The 20,673-nt window shown below is 50.7% G+C and carries 20 protein-coding genes and 6 tRNA genes; 15 read left to right on the plus strand and 11 right to left on the minus strand.

Going from position 1 to position 20,673, the window contains the following annotated elements:
• Positions 1 to 10 precede the first annotated feature (10 nt).
• The 8 genes from C3D30_RS06020 to pnuC all read left to right on the plus strand — a co-directional run bounded on the left by C3D30_RS06020 (position 11) and on the right by pnuC (position 2,680).
• Positions 11 to 86, plus strand: a tRNA-Val gene (locus C3D30_RS06020).
• 2 nt (positions 87 to 88) lie between these two features.
• Positions 89 to 164 (plus strand) — tRNA-Lys (locus C3D30_RS06025).
• 51 nt (positions 165 to 215) lie between these two features.
• A tRNA-Val gene (locus C3D30_RS06030) sits at positions 216 to 291 on the plus strand.
• A 3-nt stretch (positions 292 to 294) separates the two neighbouring features.
• Positions 295 to 370, plus strand: a tRNA-Lys gene (locus C3D30_RS06035).
• 47 nt (positions 371 to 417) lie between these two features.
• Positions 418 to 493, plus strand: a tRNA-Lys gene (locus C3D30_RS06040).
• A 33-nt stretch (positions 494 to 526) separates the two neighbouring features.
• Positions 527 to 602, plus strand: a tRNA-Lys gene (locus tag C3D30_RS06045).
• A gap of 278 nt (positions 603 to 880) precedes the next feature.
• Positions 881 to 1,927, plus strand: coding sequence for a quinolinate synthase NadA (nadA, locus tag C3D30_RS06050; protein ID WP_000115322.1), 1,047 nt, complete (start codon positions 881 to 883; stop codon positions 1,925 to 1,927).
• A 33-nt stretch (positions 1,928 to 1,960) separates the two neighbouring features.
• A complete protein-coding gene (gene pnuC / locus C3D30_RS06055) occupies positions 1,961 to 2,680 on the plus strand; it encodes a nicotinamide riboside transporter PnuC (protein WP_105286596.1) in 720 nt (239 codons plus the stop codon).
• Here pnuC and zitB read toward each other — a convergent pair.
• Positions 2,677 to 3,618: a CDF family zinc transporter ZitB gene (zitB, locus tag C3D30_RS06060; protein ID WP_105286597.1), complete on the minus strand. Its 942-nt coding sequence runs from the start codon at positions 3,616 to 3,618 to the stop codon at positions 2,677 to 2,679. The genes pnuC and zitB overlap by 4 nt on opposite strands.
• A 112-nt stretch (positions 3,619 to 3,730) precedes the next feature.
• The gene (locus C3D30_RS06065) at positions 3,731 to 4,111 is read right to left on the minus strand and encodes a YbgS-like family protein (protein ID WP_000784348.1); all 381 of its coding nucleotides are present in this window, start codon (positions 4,109 to 4,111) and stop codon (positions 3,731 to 3,733) included.
• A gap of 315 nt (positions 4,112 to 4,426) precedes the next feature.
• Here C3D30_RS06065 and aroG point away from each other — a divergent pair, with 315 nt between their 5' ends.
• Complete coding sequence (gene aroG / locus C3D30_RS06075) at positions 4,427 to 5,479, plus strand: 3-deoxy-7-phosphoheptulonate synthase AroG (protein ID WP_001109203.1); 1,053 nt, start codon at positions 4,427 to 4,429, stop codon at positions 5,477 to 5,479.
• Between the two features lie 158 nt (positions 5,480 to 5,637).
• Here the strand turns inward: aroG and gpmA are convergent, their stop codons facing one another.
• From gpmA to modE, 7 genes are all read right to left on the minus strand, one after another.
• Positions 5,638 to 6,390 carry a 2,3-diphosphoglycerate-dependent phosphoglycerate mutase gene (gpmA, locus tag C3D30_RS06080; RefSeq protein WP_001295305.1) on the minus strand — a complete coding sequence of 251 codons (753 nt, stop codon included), beginning with the start codon at positions 6,388 to 6,390 and terminating at the stop codon, positions 5,638 to 5,640.
• Between the two features lie 202 nt (positions 6,391 to 6,592).
• Complete coding sequence (gene galM, locus C3D30_RS06085; protein ID WP_105286598.1) at positions 6,593 to 7,633, minus strand: galactose-1-epimerase; 1,041 nt, start codon at positions 7,631 to 7,633, stop codon at positions 6,593 to 6,595.
• A complete protein-coding gene (gene galK, locus C3D30_RS06090) occupies positions 7,627 to 8,775 on the minus strand; it encodes a galactokinase (protein WP_000053421.1) in 1,149 nt (382 codons plus the stop codon). The genes galM and galK overlap by 7 nt, the downstream gene beginning before the upstream one ends.
• A gap of 3 nt (positions 8,776 to 8,778) precedes the next feature.
• Positions 8,779 to 9,825 (minus strand): galactose-1-phosphate uridylyltransferase, encoded by a 1,047-nt coding sequence (gene galT, locus C3D30_RS06095; protein ID WP_105286599.1) that lies wholly within the window; start codon positions 9,823 to 9,825, stop codon positions 8,779 to 8,781.
• Between the two features lie 9 nt (positions 9,826 to 9,834).
• Positions 9,835 to 10,851, minus strand: coding sequence for a UDP-glucose 4-epimerase GalE (gene galE / locus C3D30_RS06100; RefSeq protein WP_001265443.1), 1,017 nt, complete (start codon positions 10,849 to 10,851; stop codon positions 9,835 to 9,837).
• A 251-nt stretch (positions 10,852 to 11,102) separates the two neighbouring features.
• Positions 11,103 to 12,575: a molybdate ABC transporter ATP-binding protein ModF gene (gene modF, locus C3D30_RS06105; RefSeq protein WP_105286600.1), complete on the minus strand. Its 1,473-nt coding sequence runs from the start codon at positions 12,573 to 12,575 to the stop codon at positions 11,103 to 11,105.
• A 67-nt stretch (positions 12,576 to 12,642) separates the two neighbouring features.
• The gene (gene modE / locus C3D30_RS06110) at positions 12,643 to 13,431 is read right to left on the minus strand and encodes a molybdenum-dependent transcriptional regulator (protein ID WP_001147450.1); all 789 of its coding nucleotides are present in this window, start codon (positions 13,429 to 13,431) and stop codon (positions 12,643 to 12,645) included.
• Between the two features lie 128 nt (positions 13,432 to 13,559).
• On the opposite strand from modE, the gene acrZ reads away from it, so the two are divergent.
• The 4 genes from acrZ (at position 13,560) to modC (ending at position 16,399) form a co-directional block, all read left to right on the plus strand.
• Positions 13,560 to 13,709 (plus strand): multidrug efflux pump accessory protein AcrZ, encoded by a 150-nt coding sequence (gene acrZ, locus C3D30_RS06115; RefSeq protein ID WP_000891515.1) that lies wholly within the window; start codon positions 13,560 to 13,562, stop codon positions 13,707 to 13,709.
• A 166-nt stretch (positions 13,710 to 13,875) separates the two neighbouring features.
• On the plus strand, positions 13,876 to 14,649 hold the full coding sequence (gene modA / locus C3D30_RS06125) for a molybdate ABC transporter substrate-binding protein (protein WP_000113011.1): 774 nt from the start codon (positions 13,876 to 13,878) through the stop codon (positions 14,647 to 14,649).
• Positions 14,649 to 15,338 carry a molybdate ABC transporter permease subunit gene (gene modB / locus C3D30_RS06130; RefSeq protein WP_000604034.1) on the plus strand — a complete coding sequence of 230 codons (690 nt, stop codon included), beginning with the start codon at positions 14,649 to 14,651 and terminating at the stop codon, positions 15,336 to 15,338. The genes modA and modB overlap by 1 nt, the downstream gene beginning before the upstream one ends.
• A gap of 2 nt (positions 15,339 to 15,340) precedes the next feature.
• The gene (gene modC / locus C3D30_RS06135; RefSeq protein WP_000891689.1) at positions 15,341 to 16,399 is read left to right on the plus strand and encodes a molybdenum ABC transporter ATP-binding protein ModC; all 1,059 of its coding nucleotides are present in this window, start codon (positions 15,341 to 15,343) and stop codon (positions 16,397 to 16,399) included.
• On the opposite strand, the gene ybhA is transcribed toward modC, so the two are convergent.
• The gene (gene ybhA, locus C3D30_RS06140; protein ID WP_000213423.1) at positions 16,400 to 17,218 is read right to left on the minus strand and encodes a bifunctional pyridoxal phosphate/fructose-1,6-bisphosphate phosphatase; all 819 of its coding nucleotides are present in this window, start codon (positions 17,216 to 17,218) and stop codon (positions 16,400 to 16,402) included.
• 154 nt (positions 17,219 to 17,372) lie between these two features.
• Here ybhA and pgl point away from each other — a divergent pair, with 154 nt between their 5' ends.
• Complete coding sequence (gene pgl, locus C3D30_RS06145) at positions 17,373 to 18,368, plus strand: 6-phosphogluconolactonase (RefSeq protein WP_000815423.1); 996 nt, start codon at positions 17,373 to 17,375, stop codon at positions 18,366 to 18,368.
• A gap of 40 nt (positions 18,369 to 18,408) precedes the next feature.
• On the opposite strand, the gene C3D30_RS06150 is transcribed toward pgl, so the two are convergent.
• Positions 18,409 to 19,362, minus strand: coding sequence for a LysR family transcriptional regulator (locus tag C3D30_RS06150; protein ID WP_105286601.1), 954 nt, complete (start codon positions 19,360 to 19,362; stop codon positions 18,409 to 18,411).
• Positions 19,363 to 19,546: 184 nt separating this feature from the next.
• Between C3D30_RS06150 and C3D30_RS06155 the strand changes: the two genes are divergently transcribed.
• Positions 19,547 to 20,599 (plus strand): 4-oxalomesaconate tautomerase, encoded by a 1,053-nt coding sequence (locus C3D30_RS06155; protein ID WP_105286602.1) that lies wholly within the window; start codon positions 19,547 to 19,549, stop codon positions 20,597 to 20,599.
• Positions 20,600 to 20,673 lie beyond the last annotated feature (74 nt).

Raw genomic sequence — 20,673 nt, forward strand, 5'->3', positions numbered from 1 at the left:
GCGTAGTATCGGGTGATTAGCTCAGCTGGGAGAGCACCTCCCTTACAAGGAGGGGGTCGGCGGTTCGATCCCGTCATCACCCACCACCGGGTCGTTAGCTCAGTTGGTAGAGCAGTTGACTTTTAATCAATTGGTCGCAGGTTCGAATCCTGCACGACCCACCACTAATTACGGTGGGTTAGGTGGAAATAGTTTGTAGTATCCAGCGTAATATCGGGTGATTAGCTCAGCTGGGAGAGCACCTCCCTTACAAGGAGGGGGTCGGCGGTTCGATCCCGTCATCACCCACCACTCGGGTCGTTAGCTCAGTTGGTAGAGCAGTTGACTTTTAATCAATTGGTCGCAGGTTCGAATCCTGCACGACCCACCAATTTTAATATTGGCACCGAGTAAAAATCTTTCAGGTAACACCCGTATGGGTCGTTAGCTCAGTTGGTAGAGCAGTTGACTTTTAATCAATTGGTCGCAGGTTCGAATCCTGCACGACCCACCATCCTGAATGATTAAAGCAGCATAATCCCGCAAGGGGTCGTTAGCTCAGTTGGTAGAGCAGTTGACTTTTAATCAATTGGTCGCAGGTTCGAATCCTGCACGACCCACCAATGTAAAAAGGCACCCTAAAGGTGCCTTTTTGCTATTCAAGCATCCCTCAATTTCAATTCTTAAACCTGATGACATACTTCGTGCTTGCTGTGCAAACAACTCTACGTCGGTGGAGTAAGCTACATAGCATCGCATCCGGCATCTCATACGTAATTCGAGTGACTTTTCTCCACCATTCGGCTATCTTGTTTAGCATATAAAACAAATTAAACCGATAGTGGCGAATATTACGCTTTATGTCGGTCTAAATGTTAAGCCTGTAAAACGAGATGGCAAGATGAGCGTGATGTTTGATCCTGAAGCGGCGATTTATCCTTTCCCCCCGAAGCCGACACCGTTAAGCATTGATGAAAAAGCGTATTATCGCGAGAAAATAAAACGTCTGCTAAAAGAACGTAATGCGGTGATGGTCGCCCACTACTATACCGATCCCGAAATTCAACAGCTGGCGGAAGAAACTGGCGGCTGTATTTCTGATTCTTTAGAAATGGCGCGCTTTGGTGCCAAACATCCCGCTTCAACGCTACTCGTAGCCGGGGTGAGATTTATGGGAGAAACCGCCAAAATTCTCAGCCCGGAAAAGACAATTCTGATGCCGACACTTCAGGCTGAATGTTCACTGGATCTCGGCTGCCCAATTGAAGAATTTAACGCATTTTGTGATGCCCATCCCGATCGTACTGTTGTGGTCTACGCTAACACTTCTGCTGCGGTAAAAGCGCGCGCAGACTGGGTGGTAACTTCAAGTATTGCTGTTGAACTCATTGATCATCTGGATAGTCTGGGTGAAAAACTCATCTGGGCACCAGACAAACATCTGGGTCGTTACGTACAAAAACAGACGGGCGCAGATATTTTATGCTGGCAAGGCGCCTGCATTGTGCATGATGAGTTTAAGACTCAGGCGTTAACCCGCTTACAAAAACAATACCCTGATGCAGCCATACTGGTGCATCCGGAATCACCACAAGCTATTGTCGATATGGCGGATGCGGTCGGCTCCACAAGTCAGTTGATCAATGCTGCGAAAACATTGCCGCATCAGCGCCTTATTGTGGCAACTGACCGGGGTATCTTCTACAAAATGCAGCAGGCGGTGCCAGACAAAGAGTTACTGGAAGCACCAACCGCAGGTGAGGGCGCAACCTGCCGCAGCTGCGCGCATTGTCCGTGGATGGCCATGAATGGCCTTCAGGCCATCGCAGAGGCATTAGAACAGGGAGAAAGCAAACACGAGGTACATGTTGATGAAAGGCTGCGAGAGAGGGCGCTGGTGCCGCTTAATCGTATGCTGGATTTTGCGGCTACACTTCGAGGAAACTGACAATAAGGCGTCATGTTACGCATTGGGGGAAAGATGGATTTTTTTAGCACACAGAACATTCTGGTTCATATACCGATCGGCGCTGGTGGTTACGATCTTTCATGGATCGAAGCGGTAGGGACGATCGCAGGGTTACTGTGCATTGGCCTTGCCAGTATGGAGAAAATCAGCAACTACTTTTTTGGCTTGATCAACGTCACCCTGTTTGGCATTATTTTCTTTCAAATTCAATTATATGCCAGCTTGTTGCTACAGGTGTTTTTCTTTGCCGCCAACATTTACGGTTGGTATGCCTGGTCACGACAAACCAGTCAGCATGAAGCTGAGTTAAAAATTCGCTGGCTGCCATTACCTAAAGCGTTAACCTGGCTGGCGGTTTGCGTTGCTGCTATCGGCCTGATGACGGTATTTATCAATCCGGTATTTGCTTTCCTGACACGTGTTGCAGTCACTATTATGCAGGCGTTAGGTTTACAGGTTGCGATGCCGGAACTACAACCGGACGCCTTCCCGTTCTGGGATTCCTGCATGATGGTACTATCCATCGTGGCAATGATTCTGATGACGCGCAAATATGTCGAAAACTGGTTATTGTGGGTCATCATTAACGTGATAAGCGTGGTGATTTTCGCCTTGCAGGGCGTCTATGCCATGTCGCTGGAGTATCTGATCCTGACGTTTATTGCTCTTAACGGCAGCCGGATGTGGATCAACAGCGCACGCGAAAGAGGTTCACGCGCGCTATCTCATTAATGGTGATGATGTGAATGGCCAGACACTCCTTCATTAAGGTGGCAGTCTGGCCCATGACAAGGTTGATATTCCATCTGAATGGTGGCGTGCTCAATCTGATAGTGATCCATCAGATAATGTTGGATCGTATCCAACAACGCGTCATGATCGTGTGGCGGGATCACCTGCACATGCAGCGTCATTACTGGCTTTTCACCCACCATCCACACGTGTACATGGTGCACATTGCGGACTTCCGGGATTTCCCGGCACATACGACGCTTCAGTTCAGCGATATCCAGCGACACCGGCGCCCCTTCAAGTAATTCATTCACGCTATCTTTCAATAATCGCCACGCGCTGCGCAGAACCAGAAGCGACACCAGTATCGAGAGAATGGGGTCAGCAGGCGTCCAGCCGGTCCAGATAATAATCAACGCGGCAACGATAGCACCAACCGAACCCAGCAGATCTCCCAGTACATGCAGTGCTGCTGCGCGCACGTTAAGGTTTTTCTCTTCACTACCGTGATGAAGTAACCAGAAAGAAAGTATATTAGCCAGCAGCCCAGCTACGGCAATCGTCATCATCATGCCGCCTTCCACCGGACGCGGCGTGCGAAAACGTTCTATCGCCTCCCAGACAATCAAAATGGTAATCACCACCAGGGCGATGGCATTCACAAACGCCGCGAGCGTGGTCAATCTTAGCCAACCGAAAGTGTGGCGAATGGTGGGAGGACGACGTGAAAATTGCACGGCGAGTAGGGCAAAAAGCAGGGCAGCAGTATCGGTAAGCATATGTCCCGCATCGGCCAGCAACGCCAGAGAACCTGAGAGAAAACCGCCAATAACCTCAACCAGCATAAACCCGGCGGTCACGCCGAAAGCATACAACAAGCGACGAGCATTATTATCTTCTGGCAGGTGTGAAGATGTGTGTGAGTGTGAGTGCGCCATGACGAGTCATCCCTTAATTAATCTCACTTAACTTTATGACATCATACCGCTTTTAGAGGGGAAAAATTAAAAGGGAGAGACTCTGCTCTCCCGGTATTGGCTTTTTGGCAGATTACTGCGTGGTACCGTCGGTTTTGGTATCGACATCATTATTGATGCCATCACCAGTTTGTACTTTTTTATTAATGTCCGGGCAGCGACCATCTTTGCACATCGTATTTTTGTGCTCTTCATCTTTGGTCATGCCGTCATTGTTCATTGAAGAACCATCCGGATGCAACATTGTGCCGCCAGAACCGGTATTTACCCCGTTATTGTCGACGTTATTTGGTGCGACATTTTCACGGGCGTCCGGGGCTACCTGGCCCGCATCAGCTGCGGCGTTTGCCTGGCCGTTATTAGTTTGCGCTCCGCTATCGGCGGCCAGTGCGGCACCGCTGGCAAGGCTTAGAGTGGCAGTCAGAAAAAGTGTGGCCAGTTTTGTCATTTTCATAGGATGCTCCTGTTATGGTCGTTATGTCGGATAACCTCTTCCAACAGTGCATTTGCAGGTGAATATCAGGTAATGGTTTAAGATTTCAGCCAGAAGAATAAATCCAGCAGAGAATCTTGAAAAAATTAATAAACAGAGAAGTTACAGTTAGAAATTGTAGGTCAGATCTCGTTATTCGCGACAATCTGGCGTTTTTCTTGCTAATTCCAGGATTAATCCGTTCATAGTGTAAAACCCCGTTTACACATTCTGACGGAAGATATAGATTGGAGGGATTGCATTCACTAAGATAAGTATGGCAACACTGGAACAGACATGAATTATCAGAACGACGATTTACGTATCAAAGAAATCAAAGAGTTACTTCCACCTGTCGCACTGCTGGAAAAATTCCCCGCTACCGAAAATGCCGCGAATACGGTTGCCCATGCCCGAAAAGCGATCCATAAGATCCTGAAAGGTAATGATGATCGCCTGTTAGTGGTGATTGGTCCTTGCTCAATTCATGATCCGGTAGCTGCTAAAGAGTATGCCACTCGCTTGTTGGCGCTGCGGGAAGAGCTTAAAGACGAGCTGGAAATCGTTATGCGCGTCTATTTTGAAAAGCCGCGCACCACGGTGGGCTGGAAAGGGCTGATCAACGATCCGCATATGGATAACAGCTTCCAGATCAACGACGGTTTGCGCATTGCCCGTAAATTGCTGCTTGATATTAACGACAGCGGCCTGCCTGCAGCGGGTGAGTTTCTGGATATGATTACCCCGCAGTATCTCGCTGACCTGATGAGCTGGGGCGCAATTGGCGCACGTACAACCGAATCGCAGGTGCATCGCGAACTGGCATCAGGGCTTTCTTGTCCGGTAGGTTTTAAAAATGGCACCGATGGTACGATTAAAGTGGCTATCGATGCTATTAATGCCGCCGGTGCGCCGCACTGCTTCCTGTCCGTAACGAAATGGGGGCATTCAGCAATTGTGAATACCAGCGGTAACGGTGATTGCCATATCATTCTGCGCGGCGGTAAAGAGCCTAACTACAGTGCGAAACACGTTGCTGAAGTGAAAGAAGGGCTGAACAAGGCGGGTTTACCGGCGCAGGTGATGATCGATTTCAGCCATGCAAATTCGTCCAAACAGTTCAAAAAGCAGATGGAAGTTTGCGCTGACGTTTGCCAGCAAATTGCCGGTGGCGAAAAAGCTATTATCGGCGTGATGGTTGAAAGCCACCTGGCGGAAGGGAACCAGAGTCTGGAAAGCGGTGAGCCGCTGGCCTATGGCAAGAGCATCACCGATGCCTGCATCGGCTGGGAAGATACCGATGCTCTGTTACGTCAACTGGCGAATGCAGTAAAAGCGCGTCGCGGGTAAGGTTTAATTGTCGGATGCACCGCCAGAGTGGCGTATCCGATTAATCACCGTAGGCATGATAAGACGCGCAGCGTCGCATCAGGCAATGTGCTCCATTGTTAGCAACAAAAAAGCCGACTCACTTGCAGTCGGCTTTCTCATTTTTAAACGAATGACGTTTACTTCGCTTTACCCTGGTTAGCCACCGCCGCTGCTTTCGCTGCGATCTCGTCAGCATTACCCAGATAGTAGCGTTTCAGCGGTTTGAAATTCTCGTCGAACTCATACACCAGCGGCACGCCAGTCGGGATATTCAGCTCAAGAATCTCTTCTTCGCTCATGTTGTCGAGATATTTCACCAGTGCACGCAGGGAGTTCCCATGAGCGGCGATGATCACGCGCTCACCGCTCTTCATACGCGGCAGAATGGTTTCATTCCAGTAAGGGATCACGCGGTCAATGGTCAGCGCCAGACTTTCAGTCAGCGGTAGTTCTTTCTCGCTCAGCTTCGCGTAACGCGGATCGTGACCCGGATAACGCTCATCATCTTTAGTCAGCTCCGGCGGAGTCACCGCAAAACCACGACGCCACTGTTTCACCTGCTCGTCGCCATACTTTTCAGCGGTTTCTGCTTTGTTCAGACCCTGCAACGCACCGTAGTGACGTTCGTTCAGTTTCCAGGATTTCTCAACGGGCAGCCATGCCTGATCCAGTTCGTCCAGCACATTCCACAGAGTATGGATAGCGCGTTTCAGCACCGAGGTGTAAGCAAAGTCAAAGCTGTAACCTTCCTCTTTCAGCAACTTACCTGCTGCTTTTGCTTCGCTTACGCCTTTCTCAGACAGATCCACGTCGTACCAACCGGTGAAACGGTTTTCTTTGTTCCACTGACTTTCGCCATGACGAACCAGAACTAGCTTAGTTACAGCCATATACTTACTCCTCAAATCATTATTAAATGATAATAATTCTCATTATATTGCCGTGACGAAGCAACAGCAATGCTTACGCATAACCATAGCGAAAATAGTGTCGCAGTGTAAGGTTGTTGTGAATATTGAGTTGCAAATATGTCGGTGTTTGCTGGTGATTTGAGCAATATGAGGATAAAGCCCTCATCACGAGGGCTTAAAATTATTCAGCAATAAACTGATATTCCGTCAGGCTGGAATACTCTTCGCCAGGGCGCAGGAAGCAGTCCGGCTGCGGCCATTCAGGGTGGTTCGGACTGTCTGGCAGAAATTCGCTTTCCAGCGCCAGTCCTTGCCAGTCGGCGTAAGGTTCGGTTCCCCGTGACGGCGTACCGCCGAGGAAGTTACCGGAGTAAAATTGCAGAGCCGGAGCGGTGGTGTAGACCTTCAGCTGCAATTTTTCATCTGCTGACCAGACATGCGCTGCCACTTTCTTGCCATCACCTTTGGCCTGCAACAAGAACGCGTGATCGTAACCTTTCACTTTGCGCTGATCGTCGTCGGCAAGGAACTCACTGGCGATGATTTTGGCGCTGCGGAAATCAAAAGACGTCCCGGCGACAGATTTCAGGCCGTCGTGCGGAATGCCGCCTTCATCAACGGGCAGATATTCGTCCGCCAGAATCTGCAGTTTGTGATTGCGCACGTCAGACTGCTCGCCGTCGAGGTTGAAATAGACGTGGTTAGTCATATTCACCGGGCAAGGTTTATCAACTGTGGCGCGATAGGTAATAGAGATACGGTTATCGTCGGTCAGACGATACTGAACCGTCGCGCCGAGATTCCCCGGAAAGCCCTGATCGCCATCTTCTGAAGTCAGGGCAAACAGTACCTGACGATCGTTCTGGTTCACAATCTGCCAGCGACGTTTGTCGAACCCTTCCGGGCCGCCATGCAACTGGTTAACGCCCTGACTTGGCGAAAGCGTTACGGTTTCACCGTCAAAGGTATAACGGCTATTGGCGATACGGTTGGCATAACGACCAATAGAGGCTCCCAGAAACGCAGCCTGATCCTGGTAGCATTCAGGGCTGGCGCAGCCAAGCAGCGCCTCGCGGACGCTGCCATCGGAAAGCGGAATACGGGCTGAAAGTAAAGTCGCACCCCAGTCCATCAGCGTGACTACTATCCCTGCGTTGTTACGCAAAGTTAACAGTCGGTACGGCTGACCATCGGGTGCCAGTGCGGGAGTTTCGTTCAGCACTGTCCTGCTCCTTGTGATGGTTTACACACGTAAAAAGTCTCTTTAATGCCTGTTTTTGCTTCATATTGTTCAGCGACAGCTTGCTGTACGGCAGGCACCAGCTCTTCCGGGATCAGCGCGACGATACAGCCGCCAAATCCGCCACCGGTCATGCGTACGCCACCTTTGTCGCCAATCACAGCTTTTACGATTTCTACCAGAGTGTCAATTTGCGGCACGGTGATTTCGAAATCATCGCGCATAGAGGCATGAGACTCCGCCATCAGCTCGCCCATACGCTTCAGGTCGCCTTGCTCCAGCGCGCTGGCAGCTTCAACGGTACGGGCGTTTTCGGTCAGGATATGACGCACGCGTTTCGCCACGATCGGATCCAGTTCATGCGCTACGGCGTTGAATTCTTCAATGGTGACATCGCGTAGGGCTGGCCGCTGGAAGAAACGAGCACCGGTTTCGCACTGTTCACGACGGGTGTTGTATTCGCTGCCAACTAGGGTACGTTTGAAGTTACTGTTGATGATGACCACAGCCACACCTTTCGGCATGGAGACTGCTTTGGTGCCCAGTGAGCGGCAATCGATCAGCAAGGCATGATCTTTCTTGCCCAGCGCGGAAATCAGCTGATCCATGATCCCGCAGTTACAGCCAACAAACTGGTTTTCTGCTTCCTGACCGTTAAGCGCGATTTGTGCGCCGTCCAGCGGCAGATGATAAAGCTGCTGCAATACGGTTCCGACCGCCACTTCCAGTGAGGCGGAAGAACTTAACCCGGCACCCTGCGGCACATTGCCGCTAATCACCATGTCCACACCGCCGAAGCTATTGTTACGCAGTTGCAGATGTTTCACCACGCCACGAACGTAGTTCGCCCATTGATAGTTTTCATGCGCGACAATGGGCGCATCGAGGGAAAACTCGTCGAGCTGATTTTCATAATCGGCTGCCATTACGCGAACTTTACGGTCATCGCGTGGCGCACAACTGATCACGGTTTGATAATCAATCGCGCAGGGCAGAACGAAACCGTCGTTGTAGTCGGTGTGTTCACCAATCAAATTCACGCGGCCAGGCGCCTGAATGGTGTGAGTGGCAGGGTAGCCAAATGCGTTGGCAAACAGAGATTGTGTTTTTTCTTTCAGACTCATTTCTTACACTCCGGATTCGCGAAAATGGATATCGCTGACTGCGCGCAAACGCTCTGCTGCCTGTTCTGCGGTCAGGTCTCGCTGGGTCTCTGCCAGCATTTCATAACCAACCATAAATTTACGTACGCTGGCAGAGCGCAACAGAGGCGGATAAAAGTGCGCGTGCAGCTGCCAGTGTTGATTCTCTTCGCCATTAAATGGCGCACCGTGCCAGCCCATAGAGTAGGGGAAGGAGCACTGGAAGAGGTTGTCATAACGACTGGTCAGCTTTTTCAACGCCAACGCCAGATCGTTGCGCTGGGCGTCGGTCAAATCGGTGATCCGTAATACGTGGGCTTTGGGCAGCAGTAGCGTTTCGAACGGCCAGGCAGCCCAGTAAGGCACAACGGCTAACCAGTGTTCGGTTTCGACAACGGTACGGCTACCGTCTGCCAGCTCGCGCTGAACATAATCCACCAGCATTGGCGATTTCTGCTCGGCAAAATATTCTTTTTGCAGGCGGTCTTCGCGCTCAGCTTCGTTAGGCAGGAAGCTATTTGCCCAAATCTGTCCGTGCGGATGCGGGTTAGAGCAGCCCATCGCCGCACCTTTGTTTTCAAAGACCTGCACCCATGGGTACGTTTTCCCCAGTTCTGCAGTTTGCTCCTGCCAGGTTTTGACGATTTCCGTCAATGCCGCAACGCTCAGTTCTGGCAACGTTTTACTGTGATCCGGCGAAAAGCAGATCACCCGGCTGGTGCCGCGCGCGCTCTGGCAACGCATCAGCGGATCGTTGCTTTCTGGCGCATCTGGCGTGTCAGACATCAAGGCCGCAAAGTCATTAGTGAAAACGTAAGTCCCGGTGTAATCGGGGTTTTTATCGCCTGTCACCCGCACATTACCTGCGCAGAGGAAGCAATCTGGATCGTGCGCAGGTAACACCTGTTGGGCTGGCGTTTCCTGCGCCCCCTGCCAGGGGCGCTTAGCGCGGTGCGGTGAAACCAGAATCCATTGCCCGGTGAGCGGGTTGTAGCGGCGATGTGGATGATCAACGGGATTAAATTGCGTCATGGTCGTTCCTTAATCGGGATATCCCTGTGGATGGCGTGACTGCCAGTGCCAGGTGTCCTGCGCCATTTCATCGAGTGTGCGCGTTACGCGCCAGTTCAGTTCACGGTCGGCTTTGCTGGCATCCGCCCAGTAGGCCGGAAGGTCGCCTTCGCGACGCGGTGCAAAATGGTAATTAACCGGTTTGCCGCAGGCTTTGCTGAAGGCATTAACCACGTCCAGCACGCTGCTGCCTACGCCTGCGCCGAGGTTGTAGATGTGTACGCCAGGCTTGTTCGCCAGTTTTTCCATCGCCACGACGTGACCGTCCGCCAGATCCATTACGTGGATGTAATCGCGTACGCCAGTACCGTCTTCGGTCGGATAATCGTTACCAAAAATCGCCAGTGAGTCGCGACGGCCTACAGCAACCTGGGCGATGTATGGCATCAGGTTATTCGGAATGCCTTGCGGATCTTCGCCCATATCGCCCGACGGATGCGCGCCAACCGGGTTGAAGTAGCGCAGCAGGGCAATGCTCCAGTCCGGCTGGGCTTTTTGCAGGTCGGTGAGGATCTGTTCCACCATCAGTTTGCTTTTGCCATAAGGGCTTTGCGGTGTGCCGGTCGGGAAGCTTTCAACGTATGGAATTTTGGGCTGATCGCCATAGACGGTGGCGGAGGAGCTAAAAATAAAGTTTTTGACGTTAGCGGCGCGCATGGCGCTAATCAGGCGCAGAGTACCGTTGACATTGTTGTCGTAATATTCCAGCGGTTTTTGTACCGATTCGCCAACGGCTTTCAGCCCGGCGAAGTGGATCACGGTGTCGATAGCGTGATCGTGCAGGATCTCGGTCATCAACGCTTCGTTACGGATATCGCCTTCAACAAACGTTGGATGTTTGCCGCCTAAACGCTCGATAACAGGCAGTACGCTGCGCTTACTGTTACAGAGGTTATCAAGAATGATGACATCATGACCGTTTTGCAGTAATTGCACGCAGGTATGACTTCCAATGTAACCGCTACCACCGGTAACCAGAACTCTCATAATTCGCTCCATTAGGCTTATGGTATGAAATAACCATAGCATAACAAAGATGCGAAAAGTGTGACATGGAATAAATTAGTGGAATCGTTTACACAAGAATTTAGCCATTTTTTATGTGCGATTAATTGATTATAAAATAGAGGGTTTATGAATGATTGCGCTTTTTATCTGAAAAAAAGACGCGGTTTCATGCCTGGATGCGTTAAACCGTAGGCCGAATAAGGCTTTCACGCCGCATCCGGCACAGTCACTCAATTTATTTTGGTAAGCGCATAACGATAGAGGTCACCGTCTGGCACGAACTCCAGACGATGGGTAATACAGGCAGGCGCATCTTCAGCGTGGTGCGAAACAAACAACAACTGCGTTTCACCTTCGCTAATCAGCACATCAACAAATCTACGGATAAGCTGGCGATTCAGCGGATCAAGCCCTTGCAATGGTTCATCAAGAATAAGCAACGTCGGATGTTTCACCAGTGCGCGGACGATCAATGCCAGACGCTGTTGCCCCCAGGAAAGGCTATGGAAAGGGGCGTCTGTGGTGCGTTTATCAATGCCGAGAATATCCAGCCACTGCTGCACCAGTTTGTGCTGGCGATCCGAAACGGCCTGATAAATGCCAATCGAATCAAAATAGCCAGAAAGGATCACATTACGCACAGTGGTGCTGACGCGGTAATCCAGATGCAAACTACTGCTGACGTAACCGATATGCTTTTTGATATCCCAGATGGTTTCACCGCTGCCGCGACGCCGACCAAACAGCGTTAAATCGTTGCTGTAACCTTGCGGATGATCGCCCGTGATCAGGTTTAATAACGTCGATTTTCCTGCGCCATTTGGCCCGACAATTTGCCAGTGCTCGCCAGGATTCACCTGCCAGCTAAGGTTGTTAAGAATGGGGCGATCGTTATAAGAAACCACACCATTGTTCAGCACAATGCGCGGTTCGTTGGCGGGTAAGGCGTGACGCGCTGAAGGCTCATCCGGCTCCGGCAGTTGCACACCTTCAAGTCGCTCGCTGTGCGCCAGTTGCGCGACGAGAGCTTGCTGAAGCAGTTCCTCTTTAGCGCCCGTTTCTGCTAACGTGCAATCCGCCAGCACTCCGGCAAACTGGACAAATTCCGGGATCTCATCGAAGCGATTGAGCACCAGTACCAGAGTAATACCGGACTGATGTAACGAGGCGAGTAGCTCAGCCAGCTGCTGACGTGAGGCAACGTCAAGGCCATCGAACGGTTCATCAAGAATCAACAAGTCAGGCTCCGACATCAGCGCCTGACAGAGCAGGGTTTTACGCGTCTCGCCAGTGGAAAGGTATTTAAATCGTCGGTCGAGGAGGGCGGTAATACCGAACTGCTGCGCCAGTTGCAAACAACGCTGTGCATCTTTAACTTCATCCTGAATGATCTCAGCCGTGGTACGCCCGGTGTCATCTTCGCCAGGACTAAGCATATCGGTATTATTCCGCTGCCATTCGTCGCTGACGAGCTTTTGCAATTGCTCGAAGGAGAGACGAGTGATGTGGGAAAACTGGCTTTGCCGTTCACCTTTCAAAAGCGGAAGTTCCCCCGCCAGCGCGCGAGCCAGCGCCGACTTCCCGCTGCCATTTGAACCGACAAACGCCCAACTATCACCCGCATTTAACGTTAGCTGAGACAATTGCAGCGTTTTTGTGTCGCTAAGACGAAACGTGCCTTGCAAAATTTGCAACGATGACATTTTATATCCCATTTTTTGCAGCGATTACTGACAGGGATACGTGTTTCATAACAAATTGTCAACACGCTTAGCACAGCGTGGCGATAATCACGCTGTCGGCATTAAAGTAGGCCGTGACATTCTGCCCTTGCTCAAGAGAAGCCGCTTCATTTACCGGCACCGTGGCGCACAGGGTTTGCCCGTCGGGTAGCGCCATTAATACTTCGCACTGCTCCGCGCCGCGCTCAATATGACTAATAATGCCCGGCAATTGGTTGTCGGCGTTTTGTGCGACCGCCTCGTCCTGAGTAATACCTACCCACGGCGCTTTCAGCAGTATCAATACTTCTTTGCCTTCATCCAGACCCAGACGCGCGCCGCTTTGCGCGGTAATCGCGACTTTTAATCGTGTTTTACCATCAGCCAGTAGGACATCAACATGCTGTTGAACGTCATCGTGATCGCGGGCGGTGATGGTGCCGAACCACTGGTTACGGGCGCTGGTCTGCAGTGAAAAACGTGAGATAGCTGCCAGCAGGCTGTTCAGCGGCAGGGCGTCGTCGTCACTTAACACATCAAAGGCTTTTTGCTGGATCTGCGCCAGGAGGTCATAGAGCTGAATCAGCCGCTGGCCATAGCGGGTCAGTACCGCGCCACCGCCACCTTTTCCTCCTGTAGCACGTTCAACCAGCGTATGTTCGCTTAACTGATTCATCTCGTTAATGGCATCCCAGGCGCTTTTATAGCTGATACCGGCATCTTTCGCCCCCTGGCTGATAGAACCGGAAAGGGCAATGTGTTTTAGTAGCGAAATGCGGCGTGGGTCGGCAAATAGCTTTTGTTGAAGCTTAAGGGTGAGAAGGATTTCGGCCTGCATAACAATGTCCTGGCAAAAGTCTTATTGTGACGGAAAACGAACGCCACGCAAAGCTGACCGCACAAAAGGGGAGTGCTTTTCTGTGCTTAGCGGTTAGAATAGTGACAGGACTATATCTGGAGTTGACCATGTTAGAGTTATTAAAAAGTCTGGTATTCGCCGTAATCATGGTACCTGTCGTGATGGCCATCATCCTGGGTCTGATTTACGGTCTTGGTGAAGTATTCAACATCTTTTCTGGTGTTGGTAAAAAAGACCAGCCCGGACAAAATCATTGATTCCCTGAATGCCCGCTTAGTCGGGCATTTTCTTTTTTCTCAACTTCCTGCTTTTCCTGCCGATATTTTTTCTAGCTACCTCTCAAAGGTTAACAATAACTGCTGGGAAAATTCTGAATCAGTCGTTATATTGTTGCCTACATAACGTTACATGAAGGGGTTACCAATGGCTCGTAAATGGTTGAACTTGTTTGCCGGAGCGGCGCTCTCTTTAACTCTTGCAGGCAATGCGCTGGCAGACGAAGGGAAGATTACAGTTTTTGCGGCAGCATCACTGACCAACGCAATGCAGGACATCGCTACGCAGTATAAAAAAGAGAAAGGCGTGGACGTCGTTTCTTCTTTTGCCTCGTCTTCTACCCTGGCCCGTCAGATTGAAGCGGGCGCGCCTGCGGATCTGTTTATTTCTGCCGATCAGAAATGGATGGATTATGCGGTTGATAAAAAAGCGATCGACACTGCCACGCGTCAGACATTGCTCGGCAATAGCCTGGTCGTTGTAGCACCGAAAACCAGTGCACAGAAAGATTTCACCATCGACAGCAAAACCAACTGGACTTCGCTGCTGAATGGCGGTCGCCTGGCGGTTGGCGATCCGGAACATGTCCCCGCTGGTATTTATGCGAAAGAAGCACTGCAAAAACTGGGCGCATGGGATACGCTCTCCCCAAAACTGGCTCCGGCGGAAGATGTTCGTGGGGCGCTGGCGCTGGTTGAACGCAATGAAGCACCGCTGGGCATTGTTTACGGTTCTGACGCGGTTGCCAGCAAAGGGGTTAAAGTAGTAGCCACTTTCCCGGAAGATTCGCATAAAAAAGTGGAATATCCGGTTGCCGTCGTGGAAGGGCATAACAATGCGACAGTGAAAGCATTTTACGATTATCTGAAGGGACCGCAGGCTGCGGAAATCTTTAAACGTTACGGATTTACAACTAAGTAATGATACTGACCGATCCAGAATGGCAGGCGGTTTTACTAAGCCTGAAAGTTTCTTCCCTGGCTGTGCTGTTTAGCCTGCCGTTTGGGATCTTTTTTGCCTGGTTACTGGTGCGTTGCACGTTTCCGGGCAAAGCTCTGCTCGACAGCGTGCTGCATCTACCGCTGGTGTTACCGCCAGTAGTCGTCGGCTACTTGCTGTTAGTTTCTATGGGACGGCGCGGATTTATCGGTGAACGCCTGTATGACTGGTTTGGCATTACCTTCGCCTTTAGCTGGCGCGGCGCGGTTCTCGCTGCCGCCGTCATGTCTTTTCCGCTGATGGTGCGGGCAATTCGTCTGGCGCTGGAAGGCGTTGATGTCAAACTGGAACAGGCCGCAAGAACACTCGGGGCTGGGCGCTGGCGTGTTTTCTTTACCATCACGTTACCGCTGACTTTGCCGGGAATTATTGTCGGTACGGTGCTGGCTTTCGCTCGTTCGCTCGGTGAATTTGGTGCAACCATCACCTTTGTTTCTAACATTCCTGGTGAAACGCGAACCATTCCTTCGGCCATGTATACCCTGATCCAGACCCCCGGCGGGGAAAGCGGTGCGGCGAGACTTTGCATCATCTCTATTGCGCTGGCGATGATCTCCTTGCTGATTTCAGAATGGCTGGCCAGAATCAGCCGTGAGCGGGCGGGGCGCTAATCATGCTGGAACTGAATTTTTCCCAGACGTTGGGCAACCATTGCCTGACCATTAATGAAACGCTGCCCGCCAACGGCATCACTGCTATCTTTGGCGTCTCCGGTGCCGGAAAAACCTCGCTGATTAACGCCATCAGTGGACTGACACGTCCGCAAAAAGGGCGGATTGTCCTCAATGGTCGGGTACTAAATGACGCCGAAAAAGGTATCTGTCTGACGCCAGAAAAGCGTCGCGTTGGCTATGTGTTTCAGGATGCGCGGCTGTTTCCGCATTACAAAGTGCGTGGCAATCTGCGCTACGGCATGGCGAAAAGCATGGTCGATCAGTTCGACAAGCTGGTGGCGCTTTTAGGCATTGAACCGTTACTTGAACGTTTACCGGGCAGCCTGTCCGGTGGCGAAAAACAGCGTGTGGCGATTGGTCGGGCATTGCTGACGGCGCCGGAATTGCTGTTGCTGGATGAACCACTGGCATCACTGGATATTCCGCGTAAACGCGAACTGTTGCCTTATCTGCAACGTCTGACGCGGGAAATTAACGTTCCTATGTTGTATGTCAGCCATTCTCTGGATGAGATCCTCCATCTGGCAGACAGAGTGATGGTGCTGGAAAACGGTCAGGTGAAAGCCTTTGGCGCGCTGGAAGAGGTATGGGGCAGCAGCGTGATGAATCCGTGGCTGCCGAAAGAGCAACAAAGTAGCATTCTGAAAGTGTCGATACTGGAGCATCATCCGCATTACGCAATGACCGCGCTGGCGCTGGGCGATCAGCATTTGTGGGTCAATAAGCTGGACGAGCCGTTACAAGCTGCGCTACGTATTCGCATTCAGGCTTCCGATGTCTCGCTGGTTTTACAGCCTCCGCAGCAAACCAGCATTCGTAACGTGTTGCGCGCAAAAGTTGTTAATAGCTATGACGACAACGGTCAGGTGGAAGTCGAACTGGAAGTCGGTGGTAAAACGCTGTGGGCGCGTATTAGCCCGTGGGCCAGGGATGAACTGGCAATCAGACCTGGCCTGTGGCTGTACGCGCAAATTAAAAGTGTGTCGATAACCGCCTGATTAAATCAGGTGGCTATAAATGAACTGGGCAATGCTGTCGGTGGTGTTATCCCCAATCACAATGTTGGCGCGCGCTTTTACTGCGTCATCGGCGTTGCCCATCGCTACACCCGTCCCGGCGGCTTCCAGCATACTGATATCATTAAAGTTATCGCCAAACGCAATCACATCATCCATCGACCAGCCTTGTGCCTCAATCCATTTCGTCAGGCGTCTACCTTTGCTGTTGCCGCCGCGTGCAATATCAACTTGATCGTGCCAGGACCATTCGCACTCCAGTCCTAATTCATGTTCAACATGCTTACCAAAATGCTGCAATCGCGGCAGGTCATCGTGCGTCAGGGCGAACTTCCACACCGCCTTAACTTCTTGTGCCGTCTCGGCCAGCGAGGCAACCTGGGTAAAGGTCGGACGCTGTTCTGGCGGCAGGGTTTGCGCCCAGTTAGAAGTACGAATAACATGCCCGGTCGGGTGTTCATACACCATTGCATCATCGACATACATCAGGCCGTGAATGTGGTGTTCATTCAGCATCTCAATGAGTTGCAGGGCTTTATTAACAGGCATTGGATCGGCTTCAAGCACGGTTTTTGCATGATAATCATACAAATAGGTGCCGTTACAGCAAATAGCAGGTGTATCCAGCGCCAGCGCCTGATAAAAAGGATGAATAGCGACGTGATGGCGACCCGTGACGATAATCAATTGATAGCCAGCTTCGCGAGCGCGAGCCAGTGCTTCTATAGATGAGGGAAGCAGGGTCTTTTTCGGGGTCAATAAGGTGCCGTCTAAGTCGAGAGCAATCACGCGTGTGGTCATGGCGTTTTCCAGATTAAGGTTAAGAATTTTCGTCTAAGCGAATGGTACACCGATACCACTATCGGACAAAATTCTGCGCTTTAATTCAGCATTCACCGCCAAAAGCGACTAATTTTAGCTGTTACAGTCAGTTGCTAAATGCAAAGGAGCATTCATGAAGCAAACAGTTTATATCGCCAGCCCTGAGAGCCAGCAAATTCACGTCTGGAACCTGAATCATGAAGGCGCACTGACGCTGACGCAGGTTGTTGATGTGCCGGGGCAGGTGCAGCCGATGGTGGTCAGCCCGGACAAACGTTATCTCTACGTTGGCGTTCGCCCTGAGTTTCGCGTCCTGGCGTATCGTATCGCCCCGGACGACGGTGCTCTGACATTCGCCGCAGAGTCGGCGCTGCCGGGTAGCCCGACGCATATTTCTACCGATCACCAGGGACAGTTTGTCTTTGTAGGTTCTTACAATGCGGGTAACGTGAGCGTAACGCGACTGGAAGATGGCCTGCCAGTGGGCGTCGTCGATGTGGTCGAGGGGCTGGACGGCTGCCATTCCGCCAATATCTCACCGGATAACCGCACGCTGTGGGTTCCGGCATTAAAGCAGGATCGCATCTGCCTGTTTACGCTCAGCGATGATGGTCATCTGGTGGCGCAGGACCCGGCGGAAGTGACGACCGTTGAAGGCGCTGGGCCGCGTCATATGGTGTTCCATCCAAACGAACAATATGCGTATTGCGTCAATGAGTTAAACAGTTCAGTGGATGTCTGGGAACTGAAAGATCCGCACGGCAATATCGAATGCGTACAGACGCTGGATATGATGCCGGAAAACTTCTCCGACACCCGGTGGGCGGCTGATATTCATATTACTCCGGATGGTCGTCATTTATACGCCTGTGACCGTACCGCCAGTCTGATTACCGTTTTCAGCGTTTCGGAAGATGGCAGCGTGTTGAGCAAAGAAGGTTTCCAGCCAACGGAAACCCAGCCGCGCGGCTTTAACGTTGATCACAGTGGCAAGTATCTGATTGCCGCCGGGCAAAAATCTCACCACATCTCAGTTTACGAAATTGTCGGCGAGCAGGGGCTACTGCATGAAAAAGGTCGCTATGCGGTCGGGCAGGGGCCGATGTGGGTGGTGGTGAACGCACACTAACCGTTGAGTTACCCGGCGCAGTATTTCCTGCGCCGGGGTATTACCCCATCTCCTGTAACGCATGTCTCTGGCGTTCGACGATATTGGTCCATAAATTGTCTTTATCATCAGTCCACAAATTAATCAGCAAGGCAAAAAAGCGTTCTGCAGCCGGAGAAAGCACGGCATCTTTGCGACGAATAATCCCCAATGTCCGACGTATAAAGGGTTCCACCAGCGGGATACCAATAATCGAAGAATAGGGCGCATGAGGCATTGCCAGACCTGGAAGCGCCGAAATCCCCAGTCCTGCTTCCACCAGTCCTAATGACGTCGAAAGATGACGCACTTCGTAAAACCAGTCCAGCTTCCAGGGTTTGTCGGACAATTTTTGCTCAATCAGCAGTCGGTTGCCGCTGGAGGAGCGCACACCAATCATTTTGTAACCTACCAGTTCCTGCCATTCCACTAGCTGCTTTTTGGCTAATGGGTGGTCACGCCGACAGGCCAGCACAAACGGCTCGTTGACCAGTGGCGTAAAATCGATGGATGAATTTGTGATGTTGTTCATGTTTATGCCAAAGTCCGATTCGTTGCACAGCACCGATTCCATGCAATTATTCGTGCCTTGTTCCAGAATTCGCACTTTAATATTGGGATATAGCTCATTAAATTTGCCAATTGCCAACGGCAAGAAATAAAACACGGCGGTAGGAATACACGCTAATGTCACCATACCACGATGATAAATATTCATGTCGCGAATATTAAACAGTGTTTCATCGAATTTTTTTATTAATTCCCGCGCCTCAGGAAGCAACATTCTCCCCGCTTTTGTTAAAGTAACCTTGCGAGTTGTACGCTCAAAGAGTTGAATATGTAAATCCTCTTCCATCTTTTTTATTCTGCGCGTTAATGCAGGTTGCGTAATATTAAGTAATTTAGCAGCATTGTTAAATGAACTGGACTCTGCCAGCGTGACAAATGCTTTCATACTTGATAACTCATGCTTCATTATTACTCCGGAAAATGGAAGCGGTGCTTTTTAGTGATTTGCAGTTAAACCAGTTTAACTGCCTTTTAATCACTTAAATTAATGAAAAAATGTTATTAATCGTGAAGCTAAAGTCATTAGAGATGCTTTGCCCTTAATGTAACCATATCGCAATAAGTTATGTTTTTAAATTGAGGGCATTATTATGAAAAAAATACCCTGCGTGATGATGCGAGGTGGAACCTCGAGGGGCGCGTTCCTGTTAGCGGAACATTTACCTGAAGATCAAACGCAGCGCGATAAAATATTGATGGAAATTATGGGTTCCGGTAATGATCTGGAAATTGACGGTATCGGCGGCGGTAATCCGCTGACCAGTAAAGTCGCCATTATTAGCCGTTCCAGCGATTCTCGTGCTGATGTCGATTATTTGTTTGCGCAGGTAATCGTCCATGAGCAACGTGTCGATACCACACCTAACTGCGGCAATATGTTATCTGGCGTTGGGGCATTCGCCATTGAAAATGGTTTGATTGCAGCGACATCACCGGTCACCCGCGTGCGTATTCGCAACGTCAATACAGGCACGTTCATCGAAGCCGATGTGCAAACGCCAAACGGTGTCGTCGAGTATGAGGGTAGCGCCAGAATTGATGGTGTACCAGGGACAGCCGCGCCGGTCGCGCTCACTTTCCTGAATGCTGCCGGAACAAAAACCGGAAAAGTTTTCCCGACGGATAATCAGATTGATTATTTTGACGATGTCCCGGTGACTTGTATCGATATGGCGATGCCAGTCGTTATTATTCCGGCTGAATACCTGGGAAAAACAGGCTATGAATTACCAGCAGAACTGGATGCCGACAAAGCATTATTAGCCCGCATTGAATCTATCCGTCTACAAGCGGGTAAAGCAATGGGCTTAGGCGATGTCAGTAATATGGTTATCCCTAAACCTGTACTTATTTCTCCAGCACAGAAAGGCGGGGCAATCAATGTGCGTTATTTTATGCCCCATTCTTGCCATCGCGCGCTGGCGATAACTGGTGCTATTGCCATTTCCAGTAGCTGTGCGCTGGAAGGCACCGTCACCCGACAAATCGTCCCTTCTGTCGGATACGGCAATATCAATATTGAACACCCCAGTGGTGCGCTTGACGTTCATTTAAGCAATGAAGGTCAGGATGCCACGACGTTACGCGCATCTGTTATTCGGACGACCAGAAAAATATTTTCCGGTGAAGTTTATCTTCCCTGAAAAAATTCTTTGTCGTGATAAGGACAATCAATAAAGGACTTCTGTATGAGTCATACAGAAAGAACAGGATTTTA

Origin of the sequence: Escherichia sp. MOD1-EC5433 (assembly GCF_002966005.1) — a bacterium.
Classification (GTDB): Bacteria; Pseudomonadota; Gammaproteobacteria; order Enterobacterales; family Enterobacteriaceae; genus Escherichia; species Escherichia ruysiae.

Bases quoted from the DNA above. Each gene is read 5' to 3' on its own strand.
- nadA (WP_000115322.1), top strand. From the start codon at position 881: ATGAGCGTGATGTTTGATCCTGAAGCGGCGATTTATCCTTTCCCCCCG.
- pnuC (WP_105286596.1), top strand. From the start codon at position 1,961: ATGGATTTTTTTAGCACACAGAACATTCTGGTTCATATACCGATCGGC.
- zitB (WP_105286597.1), bottom strand. From the start codon at position 3,618: ATGGCGCACTCACACTCACACACATCTTCACACCTGCCAGAAGATAAT.
- C3D30_RS06065 (WP_000784348.1), bottom strand. From the start codon at position 4,111: ATGAAAATGACAAAACTGGCCACACTTTTTCTGACTGCCACTCTAAGC.
- aroG (WP_001109203.1), top strand. From the start codon at position 4,427: ATGAATTATCAGAACGACGATTTACGTATCAAAGAAATCAAAGAGTTA.
- gpmA (WP_001295305.1), bottom strand. From the start codon at position 6,390: ATGGCTGTAACTAAGCTAGTTCTGGTTCGTCATGGCGAAAGTCAGTGG.
- galK (WP_000053421.1), bottom strand. From the start codon at position 8,775: ATGAGTCTGAAAGAAAAAACACAATCTCTGTTTGCCAACGCATTTGGC.
- galT (WP_105286599.1), bottom strand. From the start codon at position 9,825: ATGACGCAATTTAATCCCGTTGATCATCCACATCGCCGCTACAACCCG.
- galE (WP_001265443.1), bottom strand. From the start codon at position 10,851: ATGAGAGTTCTGGTTACCGGTGGTAGCGGTTACATTGGAAGTCATACC.
- modF (WP_105286600.1), bottom strand. From the start codon at position 12,575: ATGTCATCGTTGCAAATTTTGCAAGGCACGTTTCGTCTTAGCGACACA.
- modE (WP_001147450.1), bottom strand. From the start codon at position 13,431: ATGCAGGCCGAAATCCTTCTCACCCTTAAGCTTCAACAAAAGCTATTT.
- acrZ (WP_000891515.1), top strand. From the start codon at position 13,560: ATGTTAGAGTTATTAAAAAGTCTGGTATTCGCCGTAATCATGGTACCT.
- modA (WP_000113011.1), top strand. From the start codon at position 13,876: ATGGCTCGTAAATGGTTGAACTTGTTTGCCGGAGCGGCGCTCTCTTTA.
- modB (WP_000604034.1), top strand. From the start codon at position 14,649: ATGATACTGACCGATCCAGAATGGCAGGCGGTTTTACTAAGCCTGAAA.
- modC (WP_000891689.1), top strand. From the start codon at position 15,341: ATGCTGGAACTGAATTTTTCCCAGACGTTGGGCAACCATTGCCTGACC.
- ybhA (WP_000213423.1), bottom strand. From the start codon at position 17,218: ATGACCACACGCGTGATTGCTCTCGACTTAGACGGCACCTTATTGACC.
- pgl (WP_000815423.1), top strand. From the start codon at position 17,373: ATGAAGCAAACAGTTTATATCGCCAGCCCTGAGAGCCAGCAAATTCAC.
- C3D30_RS06150 (WP_105286601.1), bottom strand. From the start codon at position 19,362: ATGAAGCATGAGTTATCAAGTATGAAAGCATTTGTCACGCTGGCAGAG.
- C3D30_RS06155 (WP_105286602.1), top strand. From the start codon at position 19,547: ATGAAAAAAATACCCTGCGTGATGATGCGAGGTGGAACCTCGAGGGGC.